Genomic DNA, 22,105 nt, shown 5'->3' with positions numbered 1-22,105 from the left:
ATACGGCACTGGACCCCGTCCATCGTACGGTCGTACGGAAGGGGGTCCAGGGCCGTATGGCCTGTTACACATGGCTTCCGGGCGACTACTCGAAACGGGCCGCCAGGAGGACGACGTCCTCGTCGCTGTCGGCCGTGTCGAGGCCGTCCGGCAGTACGGTCCGCAGCACGTGGTCGGCGATCGCGGCCGGGTCGGCGCGCAGCGCCTTGGGGACGCTCGCCGCCGCCGAGTGCAGACGGGCGAAGGCGCGGTCCATGGGGTCGCCGGTACGGTGCAGCAGCCCGTCCGTGTAGAGCAGGACCGTCTCACCGGGCTCCGCCTCCAGCTCCACGCTCGGCGCCTCCCAGCAGGCCAGCATGCCGAGCGGCGCGGACACGGAGGTCTCCACGAACTCCGTGCGCCGCTCGCCGACCAGGAGCGGTGGACTGTGGCCTGCCCCGGCCAGGGTGATCTTGCGCAGCGCGGGCTCGCAGTAGGCGAACAGGGCGGTGGCCGAACGGGCGGGCTCGGTGAGCCGCAGGAGCAGTTCCAGGTCGGACAGGACCGCGACCGGGTCCTCGCCCTCCATCACCGCGTACGCCCGCAGGGAGGCCCTCAGACGACCCATCGCGGCGATCGCGCTCGGCCCGGAACCGGTCACCGAGCCGACGGCGAGGCCGAGCGCGGCGTCCGGGAGCGGCAGCGCGTCGTACCAGTCGCCGCCGCCGCGCGGACCCGTGCGGTGCAGCGCGGCGAGCTGCACACCGGCCACGCGGGGGAGCCGGGACGGCAGCAGCTCCTCGGCGATGGTCGCCACGCACGCGCGCGTGCGCTCGACTTCTAGGACCCGGGCCAGGTGCTCGGTGGCGTACCGCGCGTACAGCCCGACCAGATGGCGCTGCCGCTCGACCGGCTCGGCGGGCTCGTCGTACAGCCACACGGCGGCACCCAGGCGCCCGGCCGCGTCGGTCGCCAGGGGCAGCGCGTAGCTCGCCGCGTACCCCAGGCGTACGGCGACCTCGCGGTGGCGCGGGTCGAGGCCGTCCTCGGCGAAGAGGTCGGCGTGGACGATCTCGCCGCGCTCGCCGCCGGGAGCGCCGGCAGGACTGTCGAGGAGCTGGCCGTAGGACATCGCCCCGCGCGGGACGGTCTCGATGTGGCCGAGGTCGGAGCGGTCCAGGCCCAGGCCGATGGTGGTGTCGGGGCCGAGGCCGTCGCCGGGTTCCAGGACGACGAGTCCGCGGCGGGCGCCCACCAGGGCGGCTCCGGCGCGCAGCAGTTCCTGGAGTGCGTCCGCGAGTGCGTCCGTGCGTGCCAGTCGTTCCGTGAGTTCGTGGAGGGTCGTGAGGTCGGAGACCCAGCCGGCGAGACGGTCCTGGAGCAGGGCACTTGGCGCGTTCGGAGCGGTATCCGGCGGATTCTGGACGTTCGGGGAAGGGGCCGGAGGGGTACCGGTGGCGGCAGGCGCGGGCGCGACAGTGTGTGCGGGCGAGGGAACCGTTGAATCGATTCCAGCCACTTTCGGAGGGTGAGGGGCGTTCATGGCGTCCGGCTTTCCGACCGGTGCGTATTGCTCAAAAGCATCGCAAACCCCCATGTCATTCTGCGCCGCTGGCAGTGTCTCCACATGTACACGCACTCGTGAGGGGATGTCCAGCATTGTCCTGCTGGGATTCCTGGTGTCCATGGGTTTCGCGGGGGCATTTCGCTCTCCCCTTGCGGATTGGCAAAGTTGGCTTAAAACTGCATCAGGGGACGGTCCATTGAGGTCGACTGGGTTTGCTCGACGGAGCGTCACAGCGGTCGTGATGGGTACGTACTCGGAGAAGACCAGGGGTGGCGGGGGCCGCCCGGAACCTGGTGAGGGACCCGGGCGTCTTAACCACCGACGATCGTGCCCCATCCTCCCGTGGCGGAGGCGGAGAGAAATACGCGGGACGGCAAAACGCCAGACTTCGCCACCCCCACGCCACGCCGATGCTTTTCAAGCACGCACGGGTTCCCCTTGCTTCACGCAGGGGTGTGATGCGCCAACAGGTACGCACAGTGAAGTGATCGACACATAGTGTGATGTGGTCCTCGGTGTTGCCAGCGGTGCAACGGAAAGGAACGAGCGCTCATGCGCGAGATCCTCGGAAAGCGACGCAGGCTCCTGTCCAGGCGAGACAACAGGAGGTCTGAGATGCTCAGCGCGGCCCTGACCTTCGCCACTGAATGGCAATGGCCCGTACTCCCGGGCGTGGCACCCGATCCCCAGGGACGGGCCCGCTGCGGCTGTCCGGACCCTGAATGCACGGTGCCCGGTGCCCACCCCTTCGACCCCGGCCTCCTCGCGGCCACCACCGACGCCCGCATGGTGCGCTGGTGGTGGGGCAACCGCCCCGCCGCGCCCATCGTCCTCGCCACCGGCGACAAGGCTCCCTGCGCGGTCAGCCTGCCCGCACCCGCGGCCGCCCGGGCCCTGGCCGCGCTCGACCTCCAGGGCATGCGCCTGGGCCCGGTCGTCGCCGCGCCCACCCGCTGGTCGCTGCTCGTCAAGCCGTACTCCCTGGAGCAGTTGGGCGAGCTGCTCTACGCCAAGGACCACGTCCCCGGCTCGCTCCGCTTCCACGGCGAGGGCGGCTATCTCGCCCTGCCGCCCTCCGAGACCGGCCAGGGCCAGATCCGCTGGGAGCGCGCACCACTGCCCGGCTCCTCCTCGCCCTGGGTCCCCGATGTCGAGGCCGTGGTGGACGCCGTGGTCGAGGCCCTCACTCGTACGGGTGTGAGCGCCCCCGAGTTGTAGGGGTGTCGGGCGCGCGCGGACCGTGGCGCCCGTGATTGGTCGTTATCTTCCGAACCATGAACCTTCGTCTGCTCGCCCTCGCGGGCGTCGCGGTGTGCGCGGTCGCGCTGCCGCTGGCCGTGGCGTCCGCGGGACCCGTACGCGACGAGGGTCACGCAGTCGTACGCTCCCTGGTCCACTCCTCCGACGACGATCGGGACGATGACCGGAAGGCGCCGTCCGCCGCGCCCTCGCCGGCGGCCACCCGCTCCCCGCTGACCCTCGGCCTGGGGCTGGCCACCGCGGCCCGCTGCGGACCCGAACTCTCCACCCCCGACGGCATCGAGGCGCAGACCTGTGTCATGACGCAGGGCGAGGAGACCTGGGCGCGCACCTACTACCGGAACGCGACCGGCGACGACCTGGACGCGGTGCTGAGCCTCATGGGGCCGGCGGACCGCACCGTGCAGATGCACTGCGCCGTGAGCGCCGAGGACGAGCCCTCGCTGTGCGAGACGCCCCGGGAGCACACACGGGGCGGTCCGGCGGCCTACACAGCTGTCGCGGAGTTCGCCGCGGGGCCGGGCGGGCGCGGGCCGCTGTTGCTGCGCTCGGGGAGCAACTCCTCGGCGCCTACGGCGAGTTGACGGACGACGTCGTTCCGTACACGCGGGCCGGGCAGGAAAAGACCCGGTTGCTGGCGACGGGGGATGCACCAGCAACCGGGCTACTCGAACGGTAACAAGAGATCGGCGGTTCGCAAATTCGATCTCGGCTATTCGGACACCGACTTGCCTTTCACAACGGGGAGTTGTGACAGGAGTCACCGAAGTGAACAGGCCTGTTGCGACTGACCGGTCGGTCAGTCGAACCCCTGCGCCCTTCCGGGTGTCAGCTCAGCGTGACCTGCCGATTGGTGAGGCCGCCGCGCGCGCGGCGCTCGTCCGCGGTGAGCGGGGTGTCCGTGGCCAGCGCGGCGGTCAGGCGCTCGGCGAACTCGGCGGCCGGCTTCTCCACGTCGTCCGCGCCGAACCCGCTCGGCAGGTCCCACACGGGCACGGTGAGACCGTGAGCACGGAAGGACCCCACGAGCCGGGTGCCCTCACCGAGACCGGAGCGGCCGGCCGCGTGCAGCCGGGCGAGAGCGTCCAGAAGCTGCTCCTCCGGGTACGGCATCACCCAGCGCAGGTGGTTCTTGTCCGGCGTCTCGCACCAGTACGCGGCGTCCACGCCCTGGAGTTTCACGGTCGGGATGGCGGCGGCGTTGGCGCGCTCCAGGGAGGCGGTCACCTCGGGCGACGCGTTCTCCGCCTCCGGAACCCAGAATTCGAACCCCGTGTGGACAACTGGCTCGAACGCGCCTTCAGGGTCGAGCAGTTCCTGGAGCCGCGGGCCGTCGGCCGGGGCGCGGCGGGACTGCACCGGAGTGCCCGGGTCCGCGACCAGGGCGCGCTGGAGGGTGTCGGCGAGGTCGCGGCTGATGTCGCCGGACGCCGTGTCGTTCTGTAGGCCGAGCAGCACCGAGCCGTCGTCCCGGCGCAGGGCCGGCCAGGCCATCGGCAGCACCGTGGCCAGCGTGACCGACGGAACCCCTTCGGGGAGACCGCCCTTCAGCGGCAGCGCGACCGTGGCGGCCGGCACCAGCTCGCGCAGCGCCACCCAGTCGCCCTCGCCGGGCAGCCCCTCGAAGGGCCGCTGCACCAGCTCGGTCACCGCGTGCGCGGCGGCCCGGCCGTGGCACGCCTTGTAGCGGCGGCCACTGCCACAGGGGCAGGGCTCGCGGGCACCGACCACCGGGACCTCCGCGTCGCTGAGCTGAGGCCGCTTGGCCGTGGTCTGGGGTCGCTTCTTGGCCATCGTGGGTGTCTCCCGGTTACGGCTCGTCTCGTACGGGCGGGAGCCTAGCCGTTCACGCCATGACCGACGGGAGCCTGTGGACAACCAGGCGACACGGGTCGACGGCGAACCCACCTGTGGAAAACCCGATGACACGGGCCTCCTGTGGACGACGCGACGCCTGTGGACGGACGGGTGGGTTCTGCGGGGACGGGGCGGGCTGGGTTGTGGTGGATGAGTCAATCTGGGGCGTCGGTGGACGGGTGGGTGAGTCCAGGCCGTCGAAGGGGGGCGGGTTGGTCCGGGTCGTCGGCGGTCGGTGGGTCGTTTCGGCCGTCGAAGCGGACAGATGGGTTCGTCCGGGCCGTCGAAGGGGACGGGCGGTCCGGGGCGTCGTTGTGGACGAGTCGATCCAGGTCGTCGGTGGACGCTGGGTCGGCCCGGCTGTCGAAGCGGATGGGTGGGTCGGTCCGGGGCATCGAAGGGGGTAGGCCGGTCCGGGGCGTGGTGGCGGACGGGTCGGTCCGGGGCGTCGAAGGGGACGGGGCAGTCCGGTCCGTCGTGACGGGCAGGTCATCCAGGTCGTCGGCGGACGCCTCGGCCCAGGTCGTCGTGGCGGACGTGCCAGTTCGAGTTGTCGTGGGGGAGGTCGGTCCGAGCCGTGGTGGCGGACGTGCCGGTTCGAATGGTCGCGGCGCACGTCGGTCCAAGCCGTCGTAGCGGACGTGCCAGATCAAGTTGGCGCGGCGGACGTCAGTCCCAGTCGCCGTGTCGGACATGAGTCCAAGCCGTCGTAGCGGACGCCTCGGTCCAAGCCGTCGCAACGAACATGTCAGTCCAAGCCATCGCAGAGGATGCGCCTCGGACCAAGCCGCCGCAACGAACGTGCCAAGCCAAGCCGTCGCAGCGGACGCGCCCCGGTCCAAGCCGTCGCAGCGACCGCCCGTCAGTCCAAGTCGTCGTACGTGTCCGTGAAGCCCAGCCGGGGACCCGTGGAGACGGTCGGGGTCGGGGCCGTGACGCGCGTAGCGAAGTCCTCGTGGCGGTGTGCGGCGTCCGGATCGTGGACGGCCTCGTGGACGACGACCCATACCGTGACCTCGCCCCGGGTGTCGTCGCGTACGCCCCAGTCGTCGGCCAGTGCGGTGATGATGTTCAGGCCGCGTCCGCCGTGTGCCGTGACCGACGGGGTGGCCGGGGCCGGGCGGGTCGGGCCGCCGCCGTCCGTCACCTCGACGGTGAGCCGTCCGCCCGTGTCCACGCGCCAGGCGCAGCGGACGTCGCCGTCACCGGCCAGGGCGTCGCCCAGGGGCCGGCCGTGCTTGCACGCATTGCTCAGAAGTTCGGAAAGGATCAGTACGGCATCGTCGATGACCGATTCCGACACACCGCCCGTGCGCAACTGGTCGCGCATGCGATGTCTTGCCTGCCCCACGCCCGCAGGGCCATGGGTCACGGCCATGCTCGACGACGTGGGCACTTCCTGTGCCACCACCAACGCCACCCCCGAGACCTCCTTCGCCCCACGCCACGGTGTGGATGCCCCCTTGGCCTGTACCGGAAACCGGCCAATCCACGTTCAGTGACGCATTCGCAACGATCGAACACGGACCGAACGCGCCGGAGCACTCCCCGTAATCGGGTGGCTTGTTTTCGATGGTGTGGCCGAGTTCGGAGGATGGTGCAGGTGAGGTGCCCGGGTCAAGGGGTGTTTGGCGGTCTTTATGAGGTTCTTTAACGTTCCCTACCGAGCTGGCTCAGAACAGCCCGCGGCCGGTTGGTGATGATGGCGTCAATGCCCAGGTCAACGCAGAGATCGACATCCTCGGGCTCGTTGACGGTCCACACATGCACCCGATGACCGGCGTTTTTCAGCCGCTCGATATACGCAGGGTGATTACGCACGATCCGGATCGAGGGGCCTGCGATCCGGACACCGGCCGGAAGTCGACCATCCCTGAGGCGGGGTGAGAGGAACTGCAACAGGTAGACCGTCGGCAGCGTCGGGGAGGCCGCCCGCACCCGGTGCAACGATCGCGCCGAGAAACTCATGACCCGTACCGGGGAGTCCGCGGCGGAGGCCGGGGCGTCGAGCCCGAACCGCTTCAGGAGCACCAGCAGCCGTTCCTCGACCTGCCCCGCCCAGCGCGTCGGATGCTTCGTCTCGATGGCCAGCTCCACCCGCCGGCCCGCGTCCGCGACGAGTTCGAGCAGCCGTTCCAGGGTGAGTACGGAGGTGTCCGCGCGGTCCTCCGGAAGGTGCTCCCAGTCCGGCTCCTCGTCCCGGGTCCGCCAGGAGTCGCGGGACAGGTCGCGGCCCTTCCAGGAGCCGAAGTCGAGGGCGGCCAGATCGGCGAGTTCCAGTGCCGAGACCGCTCCGCGTCCGTTCGACGTACGGTTGACGCGTCGGTCGTGGACGCAGACGAGATGGCCGTCGGCGGTCAGTCGTACATCGCACTCAAGCGCGTCCGCGCCGTCCTCGATCGCCTTCTTGTAGGCGGCGAGGGTGTGTTCGGGGGCCTCTTCGGAGGCTCCGCGGTGGGCGACGACTTGGATCCGGTGCTGCCGTGCGTGGGTCACCGCGTCATGGTGCCACCGCAAAGGGGTACACGTGGAACCGAGAAGGCGTAGATATGCGGCTTTTTGGTGCTGATGGCCACTTATAAAGGATCGCCATGAACCCACAGGCACCGCTTATGGTGCCCTGACGTCCGGTGGGAAAAGCTGACGGCATACAAAAGCACCAGCACAGCTGTTTCGCGCCGGACCGTCGACAAGCGTGAACGAGTGTGACCGCATGCTTCCGAGAACAACAGCCGTGGACCGAGGAGAAGAGCTGTGAGCACCGAGAACGAGGGCACTGAGGTACCCCCGGCCCCGTCTGCACCTCCTGTGCCGGTGGAATCTCCCGCAGCTTCCCCGCAGGCGGCTGCGCCCGAGGGGGGCGCGCCCACCACGCAGCTCCCGTCCGTGCCTCCGAGCGCCCCGCACGCCGGGCACACGCCCGCGTACGGCGCCGCGCCCCAGGCCCCCGGCCCCGAGGGCACGGGATCCGCTCCCGACGCCGCCTGGCCACCCCCGCCCGCCACACCGTCGTACGCCGACGGAGGCACGGCCGCGGGCGCGTACGGCGACGGAGGCACAGCGGTCGGCGCGGGCGCGTACGGCGGCGAGGGCGTGGGCGGCTACGGCGGCGACGGCTACGGCGGCGACGGCTACGGAGCCGACGGCGCGGCCGGAGCCGGTGGCTACGGCGGCGACGGCACGGGTGGCTGGGGCACCCCGTACCAGCAGCCGGCGCCCAAGAAGTCCGGCGGGCGCGGCGGGCTGATCGCCGCCGTCCTGATCGCCGCGCTCGTCGCCGGCGGCCTCGGAGGCGGCCTCGGCTACACCCTGGCCAAGGACAACGACGACAGCAACTCCACCACCGTCTCCTCCGACACCGGCAGCAGCGCCTCCGTCAAGCGCGATCCGGGCACCATCGCCGCGGTGGCCGCCAAGTCCCTGCCCAGCACGGTCACCATCGAGGCCGAGAGCACCAGCGGCGAGGGCGGCACCGGCACGGGCTTCGTCTTCGACACCCAGGGCCACATCGTCACCAACAACCACGTCGTCGCCGACGCGGTCGACGGCGGCAAGCTCACGGCCACCTTCCCGAACGGCAAGAAGTACGACGCCGAGATCGTCGGCCACGCCCAGGGCTACGACGTGGCGGTCATCAAGCTCAAGAACGCCCCCACCGACCTCAAGCCGCTCGCCCTCGGCGACTCGGACAAGGTGGCCGTGGGCGACGAGACGATCGCCATCGGCGCCCCCTTCGGCCTGTCCAACACGGTGACCACGGGCATCATCAGCGCCAAGAACCGCCCGGTGGCCTCCAGCGACGGCAGCGCCACCAGCAAGGCGTCCTACATGAGCGCCCTCCAGACCGACGCCTCCATCAACCCCGGCAACTCGGGCGGCCCGCTGCTCGACGCCCAGGGCTCGGTCATCGGCATCAACTCCGCGATCCAGTCGACCAGCAGCGGCGGCCTCAGCGGCAGCAGCCAGTCCGGCTCGATCGGCCTGGGCTTCGCCATCCCGATCAACCAGGCGAAGTACGTCGCCCAGCAGCTGATCAAGACCGGCAAGCCGGTGTACGCCAAGATCGGCGCCTCCGTCTCCCTGGAGGACAGCACCGGGGGCGCGACGATCACCACCGGCTCCTCGGCGATCGAGGCCGGCGGTCCCGCGGCCAAGGCAGGCCTCAAGGCCGGCGACGTCATCACCAAGTTCGACGGCTCGGTGATCGACAGCGGCCCGACCCTCATCGGCGAGATCTGGACCCACAAGCCCGACGACAAGGTCTCGATCACCTACAAGCGCGACGGCACGGAGCACACCACCGAACTGACCCTGGCTTCGCGGGTCGGCGACAACTGACGTAGCGCACCGAGCGACCAACCGGCGGGCCGGGCAAGGGTTTCCTTGCCCGGCCCGCCCGTTTTCCGCCCTCTCCTCCATGGGCGCGTTCACACCACGGGAACTGGATTCCTCCCAGCGGCGAAGTACGGGTGAAAGCCCAATCTTCAGCAGCGTGTTCGCCTGGACGATTCGCATGGCGGATCGCATGGACGAGAGGAGCCCCGATGACCGTCGAACCAGGCGTCAGGGTGAGGAAGGACACTGACACCTCGACGAGTGACGCCTCGGAGATCGAACGGTCCTGGGACGAGCCCGAGGCATTCGCCGTGCTCTTCGACCGCCACGCCGACTCGGTGCACCGTTACGCGGCGCGCCGGCTCGGTCCCGAGGTGGCCGAGGACCTGATGGCGGAGACGTTCACCATCGCGTTCCAGCAGCGCTTCCGGTACAACACGGAACTGCCCGATGCCCGCCCGTGGTTGTTCGGCATCGCGACCAACCTCGTGGGCCGCCACCGGCGCGCCGAGGCCCGTCGGCTGAAGGCGATCGGCCGCCTGCCGTCCGCCGTCCCGGCCGACGGCTCCGAGGACACGGTCGCCGACCGGGTGGCCGCGCGGGTCAGCGCACAGGCCGTACGCGGCGAACTGGCCCTGGGCATGGCCCGGTTGCCCGCCCGCCACCGGGACGTGCTGCTGCTGGTCGCCTGGGCCGACCTCGGCTACGAGGAGGTCGCCCGCGCCCTGGAGATACCGGTGGGAACGGTCCGGTCACGGCTGCACAGGGCCCGCAGAAAACTTCGTGACGCATTGGGCGGATCCGACCCGACAACCTTCCGAGAGGAAACCGACGTTGAGGAATCCGACGATGAATGAGATGCGGCTCTTGAGCGAGTGGGACGCGGACGCACCCGCACTTACGGACTACGCACGCGCGCGTGCCCGTCTGCGCCTGTACGAGACGATGACCACCCCGGCCACCCCCGTGGCCGTCGGCCGCCGTCCGTTCCTGCGGATCGCGGTGGCCGGCGTCGCGACGGCGGCGGTCGCCACGACCGTCCTGGTCGCCAACGACTCCTCACCCCGCACCCAGCCGGTGAGCGCGACCACCGTGCTGCGGGGTGCGGCGGCCGAGGAACGCCAACTCGAAAAGCCGATCGCCGCACGCGACGACCAGTTCATCTACACCAAGGAGATCATCAAGGAGACCCCCGCCGGGGGCGGTTCGACCAGGACGTACGTCGACGAGAGCTGGAACTCGGTCGACGGCTCCAAGAGGTCGTACGTCAGCGAACTGGGCCACAAGCAGTGGGTCCCGGTGTACCAGCCGGGCCAGAGCGACTGGCCGCCGCGCAGGTGGAGCCTGCTGAAGCAACTCCCCACGGATCCGGACAAGTTGCTGATCGCCCTCCGGGACGGCCCCCTGAAGCCGCACTACAACAGGCCGATGAAGGCCTCCGACTGGCCGATGACACAGTTCCTCGTGTCGGGCCTGCTCCGCACCCCCGTCCTCCCGAAGGGACTCCGCCCCGCGGCCTATGAGGCCCTCGCCACCGTCCCCGGCATCAAGGTCCTGCCCCACCAGAAGGACGCCGACGGCCGCGAGGGCATCGGCATCGAGTACGTCGGCCCCACCGGAACCCCCTGGGCGGGTGGCGGACCGGTCCTGGTCTTCGACCCCAAGACCTACCGGTACCTCGGCATGCACGACCGGCGGACGGCGGGCGGGACGACATACGAGCAGTGGACGTACGTCGCCGCGAGCGCCGTGGTGGACCGGGTGATGCAGCGGCCGTAATGAGGTGAGGCACAGGTCGGCAGGGGTGTCGCCCGACGGGCGGCGCCCCTGCCACCATGAACCATGCGACCGGACGACTGGCACCTCACCCACGACGTCGACGACTTCCTCGCCCGGGCCGGAGAGTTCCTGCGCTCACGCCCCGCACAGCACACCATGGCGCTGACCACGATCGAGAAGATACGGGGGCGCGGAGCGGACGGGGGTGGCACGGAGACCCCGCTGTTCGGCCGACTGGAGTACGGGGGCGAGGTCCGAGCGGCCTTCTACCGCGTCACCACCCGCCACCGCCTGAACCCCACCGCGCTCACCCCCGAGCAGGCCGACACCCTCGCCGCGCACCTGGCCGGGCTCGGCCAACCGCTCTCCGGCGTCCTCTCGGACCACGACACGGCCGACGCGTTCGCCAAGGCCTGGCAACGCCACACGGGCGCGCCATCGGTACGCGGCTGGGGCGCCCGCCTCCACCGCCTCGGCACACTCACCCCACCGGAGCCGCCCCCGGAGGGCCGGGCCCGGCCCGCGGGCGAACACGACCAGGACCGGGACCAAGTCGTGCGCTGGTGCCGGGAGTTCTGCGTCGACGTCGGAGAGACCGTCTCCATGGACCTCATCGACGCGGGCTCCTGGGCCACCTCACGCTTCGGCGACAGGCATTACACGTTCTGGGAGACCCCGGACGGCACCCCCACCTCCATGGCCGCCGTCACCACGATGACCGCAGGCATGATCCGCGTGGACCCGGTCTACACCCCGGCCCACCTCCGGGGCCACGGCTACGCGGGCGCCGTGACGACAGCGGTGAGCCGAGCCGCACTGACCGCCGGCGCGACGGACGTCGTCCTGTTCGCGGACCCGGCGAACGCTACGAGCTGCGCGCTGTACCAGCGCCTCGGGTTCGTGCCGGTGGGGGATTTCGTGGGGTACGACTTCACGGTCGGGCGTCCCGGGTGACGGCGATGGGGTGGACGGTTCCGTCGCGCCGGACCCGTACCCGTGCGCGGCGGCTCGCCTCGTAGGCATGGTGGTGGGCCTGGGGGAAGTGAATGCTGTCGAGGTCGCCGCCGGGCAGGAACCGGATCAGCCAGACGACCGACTCGGGCCCCTCGGCGGCGGCCGCCGCCACCGTGAGGAGCTTTTCGTAGTCCCTGCGGAGGGCGCCGAAGCCGGCGCTCGGCGTGCTCTGGAAGTACTGGAAGACAGCCTCGACCCGCGATCGCGGGATGTCGTTCGGGATCTCGTAGGGTTCGAGGTGCTCGCCGCCGTTCAGCCGGTACAGACAGTCGTCCACCTTGTCCTCGGGTGAGAAGGCGAACAGCCAGTCCCGCGCCTTCACACCGTCGGGCCCCTCCAGCCCGGCCCTGACCCGCAGATCCTCGACGATGCCCGTGATGCCGTACGGCATCAGGACGGAGACCAGGCGGTGGGGCGTGGAGACGGACTCGTCCGTGTCCTCCTGGATGTTCCAGCGGTCCAGGAGGACCACGTCGCCGTTCACGATCGCCGTACTGATGACGTCCAGGCCCACCGGCACCCCCCACGCGGCCAGGGTGGCCGAGGCGGCCACCCGCAGGCTCGCGTCGGGATGGCGGACGAACCTGTCGAGTTCCTCGGGGTCTCCGGGACTCTCGTCCAGGCATTCGAGCGCGAGACAGCGTGCCTGGATCGTCACGGTGTGGTCCCGGACGAGGGTGAGCAGTTCGTCGCGCGGGACGCGGCTGTGGCCCGCCGCGATGTGGTCCCGTACGGCCGTCAGCAGCGCGGTGCCGCTGCCCATGGAGCGGAACCGGTCCAGCAGCGGCCGCATCCCGGCCTCACCCGCCGCGTCCAGATACGCCCCTGCCACTTCCTCGTGGTCGAGCGGCCGTTGGAGGAGGCCGAGCAGTCGTTCGGCCGTGCCGGGCTCCCGCGTGTTCTTCAGCGCGTCCCGTACGGCCGCCGCCACGACCTCGAACCATTCGAGGCCCACCCGCCGCTCCAGCAACCGCAGGAAGACGTCAGCGGGAGCGCCCGCCTGGCCCAACGCCCGTACGACCAGGGCGATGCCCTTGGCCGCCGACCAGGTGCCGCTCCTCGTCCCGTCCCCCGCCTGTGTCAGCCGGCGCTCCAACTCGGCGCGCAGCGCCGGAACCGCCGCCTCGACCCGCAGCGTGCCCAGTGCGGTGATCAGTGCCTCCCGCAGGTAGTAGACGGAGTCGACGCCGCCCAGCGAGAACGCGCCCAGCAGCCGCTCACCCACCCGCCGCCCGCCGTGCGCCTCCAGGGCCTGGATCAGCGCGAGCCGCGCCTCGCCGTCGCGTTGGTCGTCGCATATGTACGCGATGACCTCGTCGAGTTGCTCGTCGGACCGCGCCACACCGACCAGCGCCTCGGCCGCCCGGCGTTTCTCGTCCAGGTGCTGGGAGCTGTCCAGCAGGCCCCGGACCGTGGCCACGATCTCGCGCCGCAGTGCCACGTCGGCCACCCTGGGGCTCCCCGTGAGGCAGCGCGCGGCCAGCAGCAGGTCGATGTGGAAAAGATCGTCATCAGGCAGGACGAGAAGCCCGGAGCCGTCGGTGCGCGGCCGGTCCGCTTCCAGTTGCAGCAGCCCCGACAGCAGCGGTGAGGCGTCCGGCAGCGCTCCCGCCAGCAACAGGATCACCTCTTCCCACCACGGGTCGTACCGTGCCGCCACCGCCTGCCGAATCCCCTCCATGCCCCGCTCCAGCAGGGCGGCGGCGGTGAAGTGCTCCTGAAGGGTGAGGTGCAGGAAGCCGTACCAGCCGTGGGCCTGCGGCTTGAGCAGTCCGTACTGTGCGGCGATCTCGTCGAGGATCGCCCGGCTGTCCTCGGGGGCGAGGTCGATCGTCGGCAGGAAGCGGGCGATCTGGTCGAGGAGGTCGTCCTCGGGGAAATAGCGCAGGCCGCGCTGGTGGTAATGGCGGGCGATCTCCTTGAGCAGGTCCTGTTTGCGGTCCGTGGTGAAACGGCTGTACCGCGAGATCTTGCGGTGGGCGTCCCACTCACGGAGCAGGACTTCCACGCACCGCTGGTACAACGCCGCCCGCCGCTCCGGGAGTTCGAGATCACGCTCGTAGACGATCGCGATCAGGCTGAGCAACAGCGGGTTGGCCGCCAGGGTCTGTAGTCGGCCGTTCGCCGAGAGGGCCCGGACCAGGCCCGCGCGGCGGCGATCACCCGGGCCGAACCAGTTGGCGACGAATGTCTCGATCTGGGGCCACTCGAAGTCCAGTGCCTCCAGCACCTGGAACTGCGGCAGACCACCCCGCCAGCCCTGTCGACGACAGGTGGTGGCGATCGGTGCTCGCGGGAACCGCGTTGCCAGCCGGGCCAGTTCGGCCGTGACACGGTGATACGCGCTCTCCGCCTCGCGCGCGCTCTCCCCTCCCAGCACCTCGTCCAGGCCGTCCAGCAACAACGCGGCGCTGCCGTCGGTGAGTTTCTCCACGATGTAGTCACGGGCGTCCTCGAAGCCGTACTGGTCCGCCCAGTGCTCGGCGAGGTGGTCGAGCAACGACTCGTGCCCGCTCTCGACGAACCGGAACAACTCGACGTACGCCGGGAGTACGGGCAGCGACTCGTGCTCCGACTGGGTCGCCATCCGGAGTGCCAGGTGCCGCAGCATCGTGGTCTTTCCCGCGCCCGGGTCACCTACGACCACGATGTGCCGGTACCGCTGGAGGGCGTCGACGGGAGCGTACGTATGGACGGCCGCCTGGCCCTCCGCCGCGGCCCTGGCCTCGGCACGCTCCGCCTCCGTACGCCAGGTCCGACGCTCGGAGTCCGTACGGCGGGCCTGCCGCTCCACCTCGTCCGCGGACAGGAACCGCAACGGCTGCTGCTCCTGCACCCCCACCTGCACATACAGCCGCTCCAACCGCAACGGCCGCGACATGTCCAGGATCCGCAACGTCGACAACTCCTGCACCAGCCGCCCGCAGTACGCCGCCGCGCCCTCCTCCAGGTTGGAGCGCCGGGCAGCCACCCGCTGGGCGGCCCGCTCCCGCTCCTGTTCCTCTTCCCTGGCGGCACGCCGGCGCTCACGCTCCGTCTGCTGCCGCTCGTGGTCCCACTCCTGTTCCTTCAGCCGTGCCTGGGCGACCGTTTCGAGCTGGATCTTCTCCCGCTCCAGACTCTGGACCCGCTGCACCTGCCACAGCGCCACCGCCGCCGCGATCACGGCGGCCAGCAGCCCGCCGAGCGCCGTGACGACGGAAGCGCTGTCCAGCGCCAGATGTTCACCCGACAGCGCCACAGGCCCCCGCCCCTCTGCACGACTCCTGTCGATTCTGGCAGCGCGGGCAGCCGATGAAACCCCTTTGTCTCTACGACAGTTGTGGCCCGCCGCGACCCCGGCGGGCAGCAGCCACGAACACCGCAGTACAGGCACCGAAGGCATGCTGCTGCTCCAGACGCTCCGAATTCTCGTGGTGCCCGGTGGTGCGGTGTCAAAGGCGCCATCCTCGTTGTGCCCTGCCCTGTCTGCCCCGCGGGCGACGTCAGCCGTGAGGACACCCGACTCAAGCCGGAACGAGACACCCGTGGCTACGGCGACTTTCTGCCCGGGCCGAGGGGTGGTCCGGTCTTCGTGTTGCCTGTCGGCCGTAGCCGTGCGAACGGCGCCAATAACCCGGCGCACGGGCTCAGTTCAAGGCTTTGCCCACCTCGTAGATAGTGGGTCGGTCCTCTGGTGCATTGCTGAGCATCGCGTCGACCAGCGTGCCCAGTTCACCGCGTACCTGCACTGGCCGGCGCCGACCATTCGCCACTGCCTCTCTCTGCACTGAGCGGGGAGCGTCGTCCGGGTACTCCATGGCCCGCCAGCCGGTGGCGGAGATGAGCAAGGAGGCGCCGAGCGCGTAGATGTCGGCTTCCTCGGTCGGCTCGGCTTCTCCGGTGGCGAGCACGCTTCGGGCGATCTCCGGTGCTTCGTAGTGGACGAGGCAGCCGCGGAACGGGAAGTCGTACCCCTTGGGCACGTCTCCGCCTCGGGCAAGAGCGAGGTCGATGAGGTGAGTTTGCTCCGGCCCGACGATGAAGTGGGCGGGCTGTACATCACCGTGTACCCAGCCCTTGGCGTGGAGTTCGGCCAACGCCTGGACGCAACTCGCAGCCACGCTGGTACTCGGTGCGAGGGACGAGCCAGGCCGACGGCACGGCTTCCACAGTTGGTGCAGATCCGGGCCTTCGCGCCACGGCTGGAAGTTCCAAGTTCCTTGCTCCCACTCGCCGTACGCGAAGTCGACGGCGCCGAGGCGATGCAGCACGGCCCCTTCACGTGCGGGTGCGAGGGCGGTCCAGGGCTGGGCGGACCAGTCGGCGGTGGCCTCGATCGGATAGCCGACCTTCACGGCGTAGTGGCCCCGATGGCTCTGAACCTCCCAGACCATGGAGCCCCGGCGGTTCAGCACCAGGCGCTGGGTCGTGGGCATGAGTGCGTCGAGCACCACGATCGGCAGTTCAGGGGGTGACGCGGACAACGTCTGTTCTCCTTCCAGGCGAACGCGGCCGACCATGAGTCAAGGCCGGCCGCATCGCTCATGTGGTGGGTGCTACGCCTGACCGTACGGTCGGCCGCAGTCCGAGTCGCACTGCGCGAGGTTCCTGCCGCCCACGGTCCACAGGTCGTCGAAGACCATGAACCCGGCCGCCTTCATGGCGCGTGCGGAGGTGACTACCTTCTCTGGGTCACGGCCCCCGCTATCCGGCTTCGGGTTGTGGTGCAGGAAGCGGCCCGCGTACCGGTCGCACAGCTTCGAGTACTCCCTCGTGTGCAGGATGAGCGCGTGCAGGCCGAGGTCCACGTCGTCCGACGGGACCATGGGGACGGTGGCCGTGGCCGCGGTGACCAGGAAGGCGACCGCCTGGTCCGCGATCCGTTCGGCGCGCTGGGGCGACTGCCTGTTGTGGACGACCACGAAGTGGGTGAGGCTCTTGAACAGCTCCTCACCAGCCACCGCGCGACCGGTCTTCCGATCGTTCACTGTTGCCGTCATGCGACTACTCCTTGTGTGTGGCGGTGCGTGGGTTGGGTGGTAGGCCCCGAACGGGCAAGGGGGAATGGGGAGTTGGCGCCCGTCCGGGGGCAGCCGGTCTGTTGGCTCATGGCGAGAGCTGTACCGATCACCGGGCCGCACGAGCCGCTGATCACGGTGGTGAACAGGGTTCCTGCGCATCCGCTGACCGCGCGCATCGCAGCCCATCCCGGCTGTTGGCGTTCTTGATGGCCAGGCGTGCGCTGAGTTCCTCGCGTGGACTCGGCGCCACCACGTTGTCCGGCATGGCGTCCCATTCCCTGCCTCCGCCGATCGGCCTTATCTGCACCCGACCGCCGACCTCCCCCATGACGACGCCGATTCGGTCGCGGGCGCTGTCCTTCGCCAGTTCACCGATGCCTGGTCTGGTCTGCTGGTTGCTCGCCATGTGAAGGAGCATCGCGATCAGGGGGCCCGCGCCAAAAGGTCAGGCTGATTACCCAACTTGGGTAACATCGCGGTAAGTAGAGAATGAGCGACGTTGCGTAGCCCTCGCAGTGTGGGAGCTTGCCAATGCCCGACACGGACCGGCCGCAGGAACTGCCCGCCAGGCTGCTCACCGATCCCGAGATGATCAGCGCCTGCCGGGTGCGGGACTTCGCCAGGATCTTCCGGCTGGTAAAGACCAGGGCGGGCATCTACCCGTCGATGATCGCCAGACGCTGTGAGCTGACACCCAGCCGTGTCGGCGAAGTGATCGCAGGGCAACGCCAGTTGCAGCACATGGACGTCGTCGAGCGCATCTCGGACGGCCTGCGCATTCCGGGGCACATGCTGGGGCTTGCACGTCGGGAGTGGGAGACGCCGCAAGCCCTCGTGGTCACGGAGCGAGAGCCTCCCCAAACACCGGTGCCCGAGCAGCAGGCCCCCGCGTCTCTACCTGGCCCTGATGTGGACAGCATTTTGGCGCTGGCCACACGAACGAGCTTAAGCGCGGCCACACTTGAAGCTTTTCGCTCGTCCATCGAGGACTACTGGCGACGAGACGACCAGCATGGAGGCGAGGCTCTGAGGCCGGCCATCGTCGGCCAACTCCGCCATGTGGTCGGACTCTTGAAGGAGAACCGCCCGCCGTCCATCCAGCAGGGCTTATACGGAATCGCGGCGGAGCTGGCTCGCCTCACCGGCTGGACGTACTTCGACGCCCGTCAGTACAACCAAGCCCGCGCGTACTTCACCGAGGCACTACAACTGGCCAAGGAGATTGACGACCGCCAGTTCATGGCCAACGTCCTTGCCTGCATGAGCTTGCAGGGCACGTACCAGGACAAGCCCGCGGACTCTCTGGCCCTCGTGACCGCCGCCCAGGACCAGGCTCGCTCAGCACTCGACACCACCCCACGGGTCCAGTCCATGCTGTCAATGCGCGAAGCCTTCGCTCACGCCACGCTCGGCAATCGGGACTCCACTCACCGGGCGATCGGCGAAGCGCACCACCATTTCGAGCAGATCCAGGCGAGCAACCCGGACCCGTCATGGGTGACGTACTTCGACGAGACAAAGCTGATCGTGGACACGGGCATCGCTCACGGCCGACTGGGCGAAGCCGCGACCGCGGAACCTCTGATCGCGGACGCATTGCGGCGCGAGGCCCACACCAACCAACGCGGCCGGGCGTTCCACTCGTTCTGGCTGGCTCGTACGCAGCTAGACCAGGGCAAGCTTGAACAGGCATGCCACACAGCCACACAAGCACTGGAGCCAGCGTCGGCAGTGGGCTCCGAGCGTGTCTCGGGCCATCTCAGGGAGTTCTACGACCAGTTGGCCCCACACAGGCAGGAGCCCGTAGCCCTGGCCTTCGAGGCACGGCTACGGGAACTCCTCCCGCCAGTCAGCGGATCGCTTCGTCCATGAGCAGGTAGAGCAGGCCAACGAGCGAGCCGCTGCTCACGACCTCGCGGCGGTCGATCATGCCTCGCACCTCTGAGAGGGGAATCCACTCGATGCGGTCGGACTCGTTCTTCTCCGTGGGTGGTCCGGCGTAAGTCGCGCCGTCCGCGCGGAAGACGTGGTGCTGCGAGTCGGTGATGCCGTTGGCCGGCTCGGCGTAGATCAGGGGCTTGATGGGGCCAGGGCGCCAGCCGGTCTCTTCGAGGACTTCGCGGGCCGCCGCCTCCTCCGGAGTCTCGTTCTCCTCGACCAGGCCCATGGGCAACTCCCAGGCCCACGAGTCCGTGATGAAGCGGTGCCGCCACATCATCAGGACTTCTTGACGGTCGTTCACCACGGCGGCCACGGCCAGGTGCCGTAGGCGGACGACGTGATACTCCCACCTGCGCCCGTCAGGCTGCTGGACGTCGACCAAGCACAGGTTCACCCACTTGTTCGTGTAGATCTGCCGCTCACCGTGCGTCTTCCACTCCATACCTGCGACCCCTCTCGATCGGTCTCCAGGATCTCAGACCACCCCAGGGAGGTGTGCAGGATCATGGTGCAGAGGACGCTTCCCGTGTGGTCCGTAGGCTCCACAGAAATCGTCTAAAGACGACGTGTCAGAACCACACGAAACACTCAGCCAGTAGGATGAGTACTCCGATTATCGAGGCGAGCTTATTCTAACTCTAAGGGATTGGGCCGAAAAATCTTGACTCCCCGTCGATGGTGGCGCGGGCGGGAAATATTTCAGATTCCAAACGGTATTACGGAGATCATCTAGGGCATTCGGCACCGCTTCTCCGCACTCGGGATTGATTCCAACTTGGGCAGCCTAAGAAACAGGCCCCTCACTTAGACAGAAATTTCCACTTCCAGGAAATTTCGATAAGCAGGGTGAATCTGATAGCGCTCTTCTCTTTTTCCACGACGCGAGGTCTTACGCGCCAGTATCTTGGCTTTTCGCAATTCGTCGGCTCTTTCCGGATACCAAATTTCTCCATCACGGACTTCGATACCCAAGAAGGAGATCTTCAGTAGACCTTCTAGGCATTCTTCTGCCGCGTTGCTTTCGCCCCCCTCTAGGCCGTCAGAGATTAGCTCAAGAACCTTGGAGCGCGACAGGATATCTTCACTTCCTGTGAATTCGTAGATAACATCTTCAAGATGATCTATGGTCGAACAGTATTCAACTAGGAGGGCGTCTATAGCGAATTTGCTGTAGGTCTTCTCTGCTTCGTGAATATCTTTCTCATCGACTATTGCGTGTCGCGCATTAGCGGCATTTTGAACGGCTGCTTTGCAAAAGAAGACCAGATCCCGAGGGCGAGGCAGGATGGTTCCAAAGATGTGGTCCAGAGTTGGCGAGCCGTCAACTTCAGCACAGAAGAACTTTTTCCACAGCTCGTCAGGCGAAGTACCTGTTGGCCTTGCTGAAAGATACCTCTCATCCATCACGCGCTTCAGGAGTTCTTGCTGATTCCAGTCGATTCTCTTAGTGTTAATCTTATCGGGCTCACGAGCCTCCTTAATAATCTCGTCGTAGATGTCGGAACGCAGAAAAACACTGATAGTGGCGTTTACGGAATGGAGGCGATTGTTTTCCTTTTGGAAGTCCTCTGAGATGCGACTTACAGCCCCGAGTAGTCCTACGAGTAGAACGGCCTGAGACTGCAGTTGCCCAGATCTTGTCCAGGAGCTGTCGAGATTATCTACAAGGAGCGCTACACGGTGACGATCCCTCAAAGCGTCTCCGAGAAGTCGCCTGAGGTTTCCAACAATTTTACTATGGAGAACTTGGGCAATACGTTCTCGCTGCTTCTGAATCTTGTCTCCCTGCGATGCCTCTTTCAGTTCTGCCAGTGCACCCTCGATCACTCTCTCCAAACGAGCAGAGAAATCATCAGCGATGCCATTCTGTGTCATATATTCGCGTAGGTGGAAAATGGGAGTGCCGGCACTGATACCGGCTGGTGTCTTCTCGGCGGCAGTTACGGCTGAGATCGCAATTTCTGAGTAGAGCAAGAATCGCCAGAAACTCTCAACCAGAAAGGATTGATTACCGTCACCCCCTATCGACTGCAAGACGCTTACAAGGCCATCGAGGTCGTAGTTGGTGGGTCGAATCAAGCAAACCAAGTTTCGTTTGTCATCCCTCAGGACCTGAGAGGCGCGAATCATGTTTGCCGACTTACCCATTCCCTTTCGGCCGACGAAGACTACGCTACTTTCGCGCAAGACGGCCTCGTATTCGGCCGTCTCGACGAAGTATTCATCCAGTGTGTCACTCTCGTTCTCCGCCACATAGTCGCCGAACTTAAGCTCCTTGAGTTCGGTGGCAATCTCCACCTTGGGAACTTGGGATTGGCCGATGTGTGAGTTCTCGCGATTCCAGGCTTCAAATGCTTTCTTTAGCCATTCGTTCAGCTTTTCTGAGAGCTTCTTTTTGTTGTGATATGTGTACAGGATATCCTTATAGTCGACGGGACCTCGATATTCTTCATCCACGACAACCAGAAGGGGGCGATTCATCCCTCTCGCAAGTCCGGCGATGAAGGCGGTACGCGCGTTGTGCAGCCTGTTTCGATCGTGCCTCTCACCCGACATTTGGAGCAAAGTAGCGGTGGATGAATAGACGGCATTTAGATACCAAGCCAATGGTGCTGACCCTTGTTCGGCAGGATCAGCAATAGTGACTCTGGTTCCCAGATCTCTTTCCTTTCCCACCATCCTACGGAGGTTCCGTTCGGCCTCTGATGTGTGATAGGTGGGGACGTAGAAGAGCGAGTTACGGGTGTGGCCGTCCAGCGCTTGCGAAACATCATCCCAAAGCGTTTTTTCGCTGGCGGCTGCCATTCCCGTCATAAACTTGGAAGCCAGCTCGCTCCCTGTCTCGTAAAAGATGCAGCCGATGGTGGAAAAAATGTCGAACGAACGCCAGTCGTGTTCGGATTTAGGCGTCCTCTGGACAGATAGCACTAGGTGTTTTTGTTGACTGAAGGCGTAGCCCACCTCGAAGAGTACGTTCTCACTTAGTGTTGTGACATCGAAAAGACAGATGGTGCTGTCGTCGATAGCTTGAAGCACTGTTTCGATGATTAGCCGCCCAGTCGCTGGAGTTGCCTCCCAGGTTTGAGCCTCGGCAAATCCACTCTTATTGATTACATTGGCGGCGATTAGAATTTCTTGAGAAACGTCCGCAGGGTTCTTTGAGTACCCGAGAAAGACCTTGTGCTCCATGTTTCCCCCTGGTCGCAGCGGTCGCCTTGCGGACGCGGTCCATGAAGTTCCCGCGCCTCGTACAGGTCAGTGAACAGATTTTACGTACTGTGAACGTGGTTGGGGCTGTTTTCGGCATGTTTCTGCGGTTGATAGGCAGCCAGCCCCAGACATGACGGGGACTACTACGGCAAGCAGTTGC

The 22,105-nt window shown here is 67.3% G+C and carries 17 protein-coding genes; 7 read left to right on the top strand and 10 right to left on the bottom strand.

Annotated elements, in window-relative coordinates; genetic code table 11:
* Positions 1–85: 85 nt before the first annotated feature.
* Positions 86–1,639 carry a SpoIIE family protein phosphatase gene (locus ACWIHT_RS22080; protein ID WP_456169864.1) on the bottom strand — a complete coding sequence of 518 codons (1,554 nt, stop codon included), beginning with the start codon at positions 1,637–1,639 and terminating at the stop codon, positions 86–88.
* A 459-nt stretch (positions 1,640–2,098) separates the two neighbouring features.
* On the opposite strand from ACWIHT_RS22080, the gene ACWIHT_RS22075 reads away from it, so the two are divergent.
* Positions 2,099–2,764, top strand: a complete 666-nt coding sequence (locus tag ACWIHT_RS22075) for a bifunctional DNA primase/polymerase (protein ID WP_200709335.1) — start codon at positions 2,099–2,101, stop codon at positions 2,762–2,764.
* 56 nt (positions 2,765–2,820) lie between these two features.
* On the top strand, positions 2,821–3,390 hold the full coding sequence (locus tag ACWIHT_RS22070; RefSeq protein ID WP_456169863.1) for a hypothetical protein: 570 nt from the start codon (positions 2,821–2,823) through the stop codon (positions 3,388–3,390).
* 244 nt (positions 3,391–3,634) lie between these two features.
* Here the strand turns inward: ACWIHT_RS22070 and ACWIHT_RS22065 are convergent, their stop codons facing one another.
* The 3 genes from ACWIHT_RS22065 to ACWIHT_RS22055 all read right to left on the bottom strand — a co-directional run bounded on the left by ACWIHT_RS22065 (position 3,635) and on the right by ACWIHT_RS22055 (position 7,159).
* Positions 3,635–4,600 (bottom strand): DUF5926 family protein, encoded by a 966-nt coding sequence (locus tag ACWIHT_RS22065; RefSeq protein WP_456169862.1) that lies wholly within the window; start codon positions 4,598–4,600, stop codon positions 3,635–3,637.
* Between the two features lie 925 nt (positions 4,601–5,525).
* Positions 5,526–6,083: an ATP-binding protein gene (locus tag ACWIHT_RS22060; protein WP_456169861.1), complete on the bottom strand. Its 558-nt coding sequence runs from the start codon at positions 6,081–6,083 to the stop codon at positions 5,526–5,528.
* 230 nt (positions 6,084–6,313) lie between these two features.
* Positions 6,314–7,159 (bottom strand): glycerophosphodiester phosphodiesterase, encoded by an 846-nt coding sequence (locus ACWIHT_RS22055; RefSeq protein WP_456169859.1) that lies wholly within the window; start codon positions 7,157–7,159, stop codon positions 6,314–6,316.
* 258 nt (positions 7,160–7,417) lie between these two features.
* Here ACWIHT_RS22055 and ACWIHT_RS22050 point away from each other — a divergent pair, with 258 nt between their 5' ends.
* From ACWIHT_RS22050 to ACWIHT_RS22035, 4 genes are all read left to right on the top strand, one after another.
* Positions 7,418–9,001 (top strand): S1C family serine protease, encoded by a 1,584-nt coding sequence (locus tag ACWIHT_RS22050; RefSeq protein WP_456169858.1) that lies wholly within the window; start codon positions 7,418–7,420, stop codon positions 8,999–9,001.
* Positions 9,002–9,207: 206 nt separating this feature from the next.
* Positions 9,208–9,855 (top strand): RNA polymerase sigma factor, encoded by a 648-nt coding sequence (locus ACWIHT_RS22045; protein ID WP_456169857.1) that lies wholly within the window; start codon positions 9,208–9,210, stop codon positions 9,853–9,855.
* Positions 9,848–10,777: a CU044_5270 family protein gene (locus ACWIHT_RS22040; RefSeq protein WP_456169855.1), complete on the top strand. Its 930-nt coding sequence runs from the start codon at positions 9,848–9,850 to the stop codon at positions 10,775–10,777. The genes ACWIHT_RS22045 and ACWIHT_RS22040 overlap by 8 nt, the downstream gene beginning before the upstream one ends.
* Before the next feature lie 63 nt (positions 10,778–10,840).
* A complete protein-coding gene (locus ACWIHT_RS22035; protein WP_456169854.1) occupies positions 10,841–11,731 on the top strand; it encodes a GNAT family N-acetyltransferase in 891 nt (296 codons plus the stop codon).
* Here the strand turns inward: ACWIHT_RS22035 and ACWIHT_RS22030 are convergent.
* The 4 genes from ACWIHT_RS22030 to ACWIHT_RS22015 form a co-directional block, all read right to left on the bottom strand.
* A complete protein-coding gene (locus ACWIHT_RS22030) occupies positions 11,709–15,032 on the bottom strand; it encodes an NACHT domain-containing protein (protein ID WP_456169853.1) in 3,324 nt (1,107 codons plus the stop codon). The genes ACWIHT_RS22035 and ACWIHT_RS22030 overlap by 23 nt on opposite strands.
* A gap of 388 nt (positions 15,033–15,420) precedes the next feature.
* Positions 15,421–16,257, bottom strand: a complete 837-nt coding sequence (locus ACWIHT_RS22025) for a protein kinase domain-containing protein (RefSeq protein ID WP_456169852.1) — start codon at positions 16,255–16,257, stop codon at positions 15,421–15,423.
* Between the two features lie 72 nt (positions 16,258–16,329).
* Positions 16,330–16,773, bottom strand: coding sequence for a glycine-rich domain-containing protein (locus ACWIHT_RS22020; protein ID WP_456169850.1), 444 nt, complete (start codon positions 16,771–16,773; stop codon positions 16,330–16,332).
* Positions 16,774–16,924: 151 nt separating this feature from the next.
* Positions 16,925–17,212, bottom strand: coding sequence for a hypothetical protein (locus tag ACWIHT_RS22015; protein WP_456169849.1), 288 nt, complete (start codon positions 17,210–17,212; stop codon positions 16,925–16,927).
* A gap of 113 nt (positions 17,213–17,325) precedes the next feature.
* Here ACWIHT_RS22015 and ACWIHT_RS22010 point away from each other — a divergent pair, with 113 nt between their 5' ends.
* Positions 17,326–18,666 (top strand): hypothetical protein, encoded by a 1,341-nt coding sequence (locus ACWIHT_RS22010; protein WP_456169847.1) that lies wholly within the window; start codon positions 17,326–17,328, stop codon positions 18,664–18,666.
* Here the strand turns inward: ACWIHT_RS22010 and ACWIHT_RS22005 are convergent.
* Together ACWIHT_RS22005 and ACWIHT_RS22000 are read right to left on the bottom strand one after the other, a co-directional pair.
* Positions 18,644–19,177, bottom strand: a complete 534-nt coding sequence (locus ACWIHT_RS22005) for an NUDIX hydrolase (protein WP_266859130.1) — start codon at positions 19,175–19,177, stop codon at positions 18,644–18,646. The genes ACWIHT_RS22010 and ACWIHT_RS22005 overlap by 23 nt on opposite strands.
* 362 nt (positions 19,178–19,539) lie before the next feature.
* The gene (locus ACWIHT_RS22000; protein ID WP_456169845.1) at positions 19,540–21,924 is read right to left on the bottom strand and encodes a P-loop ATPase, Sll1717 family; all 2,385 of its coding nucleotides are present in this window, start codon (positions 21,922–21,924) and stop codon (positions 19,540–19,542) included.
* Between the last annotated feature and the right edge of the window lie 181 nt (positions 21,925–22,105).

It is taken from the genome of Streptomyces sp. NPDC002276 (genome assembly GCF_053891435.1).
This window is presented reverse-complemented; position numbering and strand designations above follow the sequence as displayed.

Excerpts from the sequence above, each read along its gene's own strand:
- ACWIHT_RS22000 (WP_456169845.1), bottom strand. The coding sequence starts at position 21,924 with ATGGAGCACAAGGTCTTTCTCGGGTACTCAAAGAACCCTGCGGACGTT.
- ACWIHT_RS22075 (WP_200709335.1), top strand. The coding sequence starts at position 2,099 with ATGCGCGAGATCCTCGGAAAGCGACGCAGGCTCCTGTCCAGGCGAGAC.
- ACWIHT_RS22015 (WP_456169849.1), bottom strand. The coding sequence starts at position 17,212 with ATGCTCCTTCACATGGCGAGCAACCAGCAGACCAGACCAGGCATCGGT.
- ACWIHT_RS22065 (WP_456169862.1), bottom strand. The coding sequence starts at position 4,600 with ATGGCCAAGAAGCGACCCCAGACCACGGCCAAGCGGCCTCAGCTCAGC.
- ACWIHT_RS22040 (WP_456169855.1), top strand. The coding sequence starts at position 9,848 with ATGAATGAGATGCGGCTCTTGAGCGAGTGGGACGCGGACGCACCCGCA.
- ACWIHT_RS22005 (WP_266859130.1), bottom strand. The coding sequence starts at position 19,177 with ATGGAGTGGAAGACGCACGGTGAGCGGCAGATCTACACGAACAAGTGG.
- ACWIHT_RS22080 (WP_456169864.1), bottom strand. The coding sequence starts at position 1,639 with ATGCTGGACATCCCCTCACGAGTGCGTGTACATGTGGAGACACTGCCA.
- ACWIHT_RS22070 (WP_456169863.1), top strand. The coding sequence starts at position 2,821 with ATGAACCTTCGTCTGCTCGCCCTCGCGGGCGTCGCGGTGTGCGCGGTC.
- ACWIHT_RS22035 (WP_456169854.1), top strand. The coding sequence starts at position 10,841 with ATGCGACCGGACGACTGGCACCTCACCCACGACGTCGACGACTTCCTC.
- ACWIHT_RS22010 (WP_456169847.1), top strand. The coding sequence starts at position 17,326 with ATGCCCGACACGGACCGGCCGCAGGAACTGCCCGCCAGGCTGCTCACC.
- ACWIHT_RS22020 (WP_456169850.1), bottom strand. The coding sequence starts at position 16,773 with ATGACGGCAACAGTGAACGATCGGAAGACCGGTCGCGCGGTGGCTGGT.
- ACWIHT_RS22045 (WP_456169857.1), top strand. The coding sequence starts at position 9,208 with ATGACCGTCGAACCAGGCGTCAGGGTGAGGAAGGACACTGACACCTCG.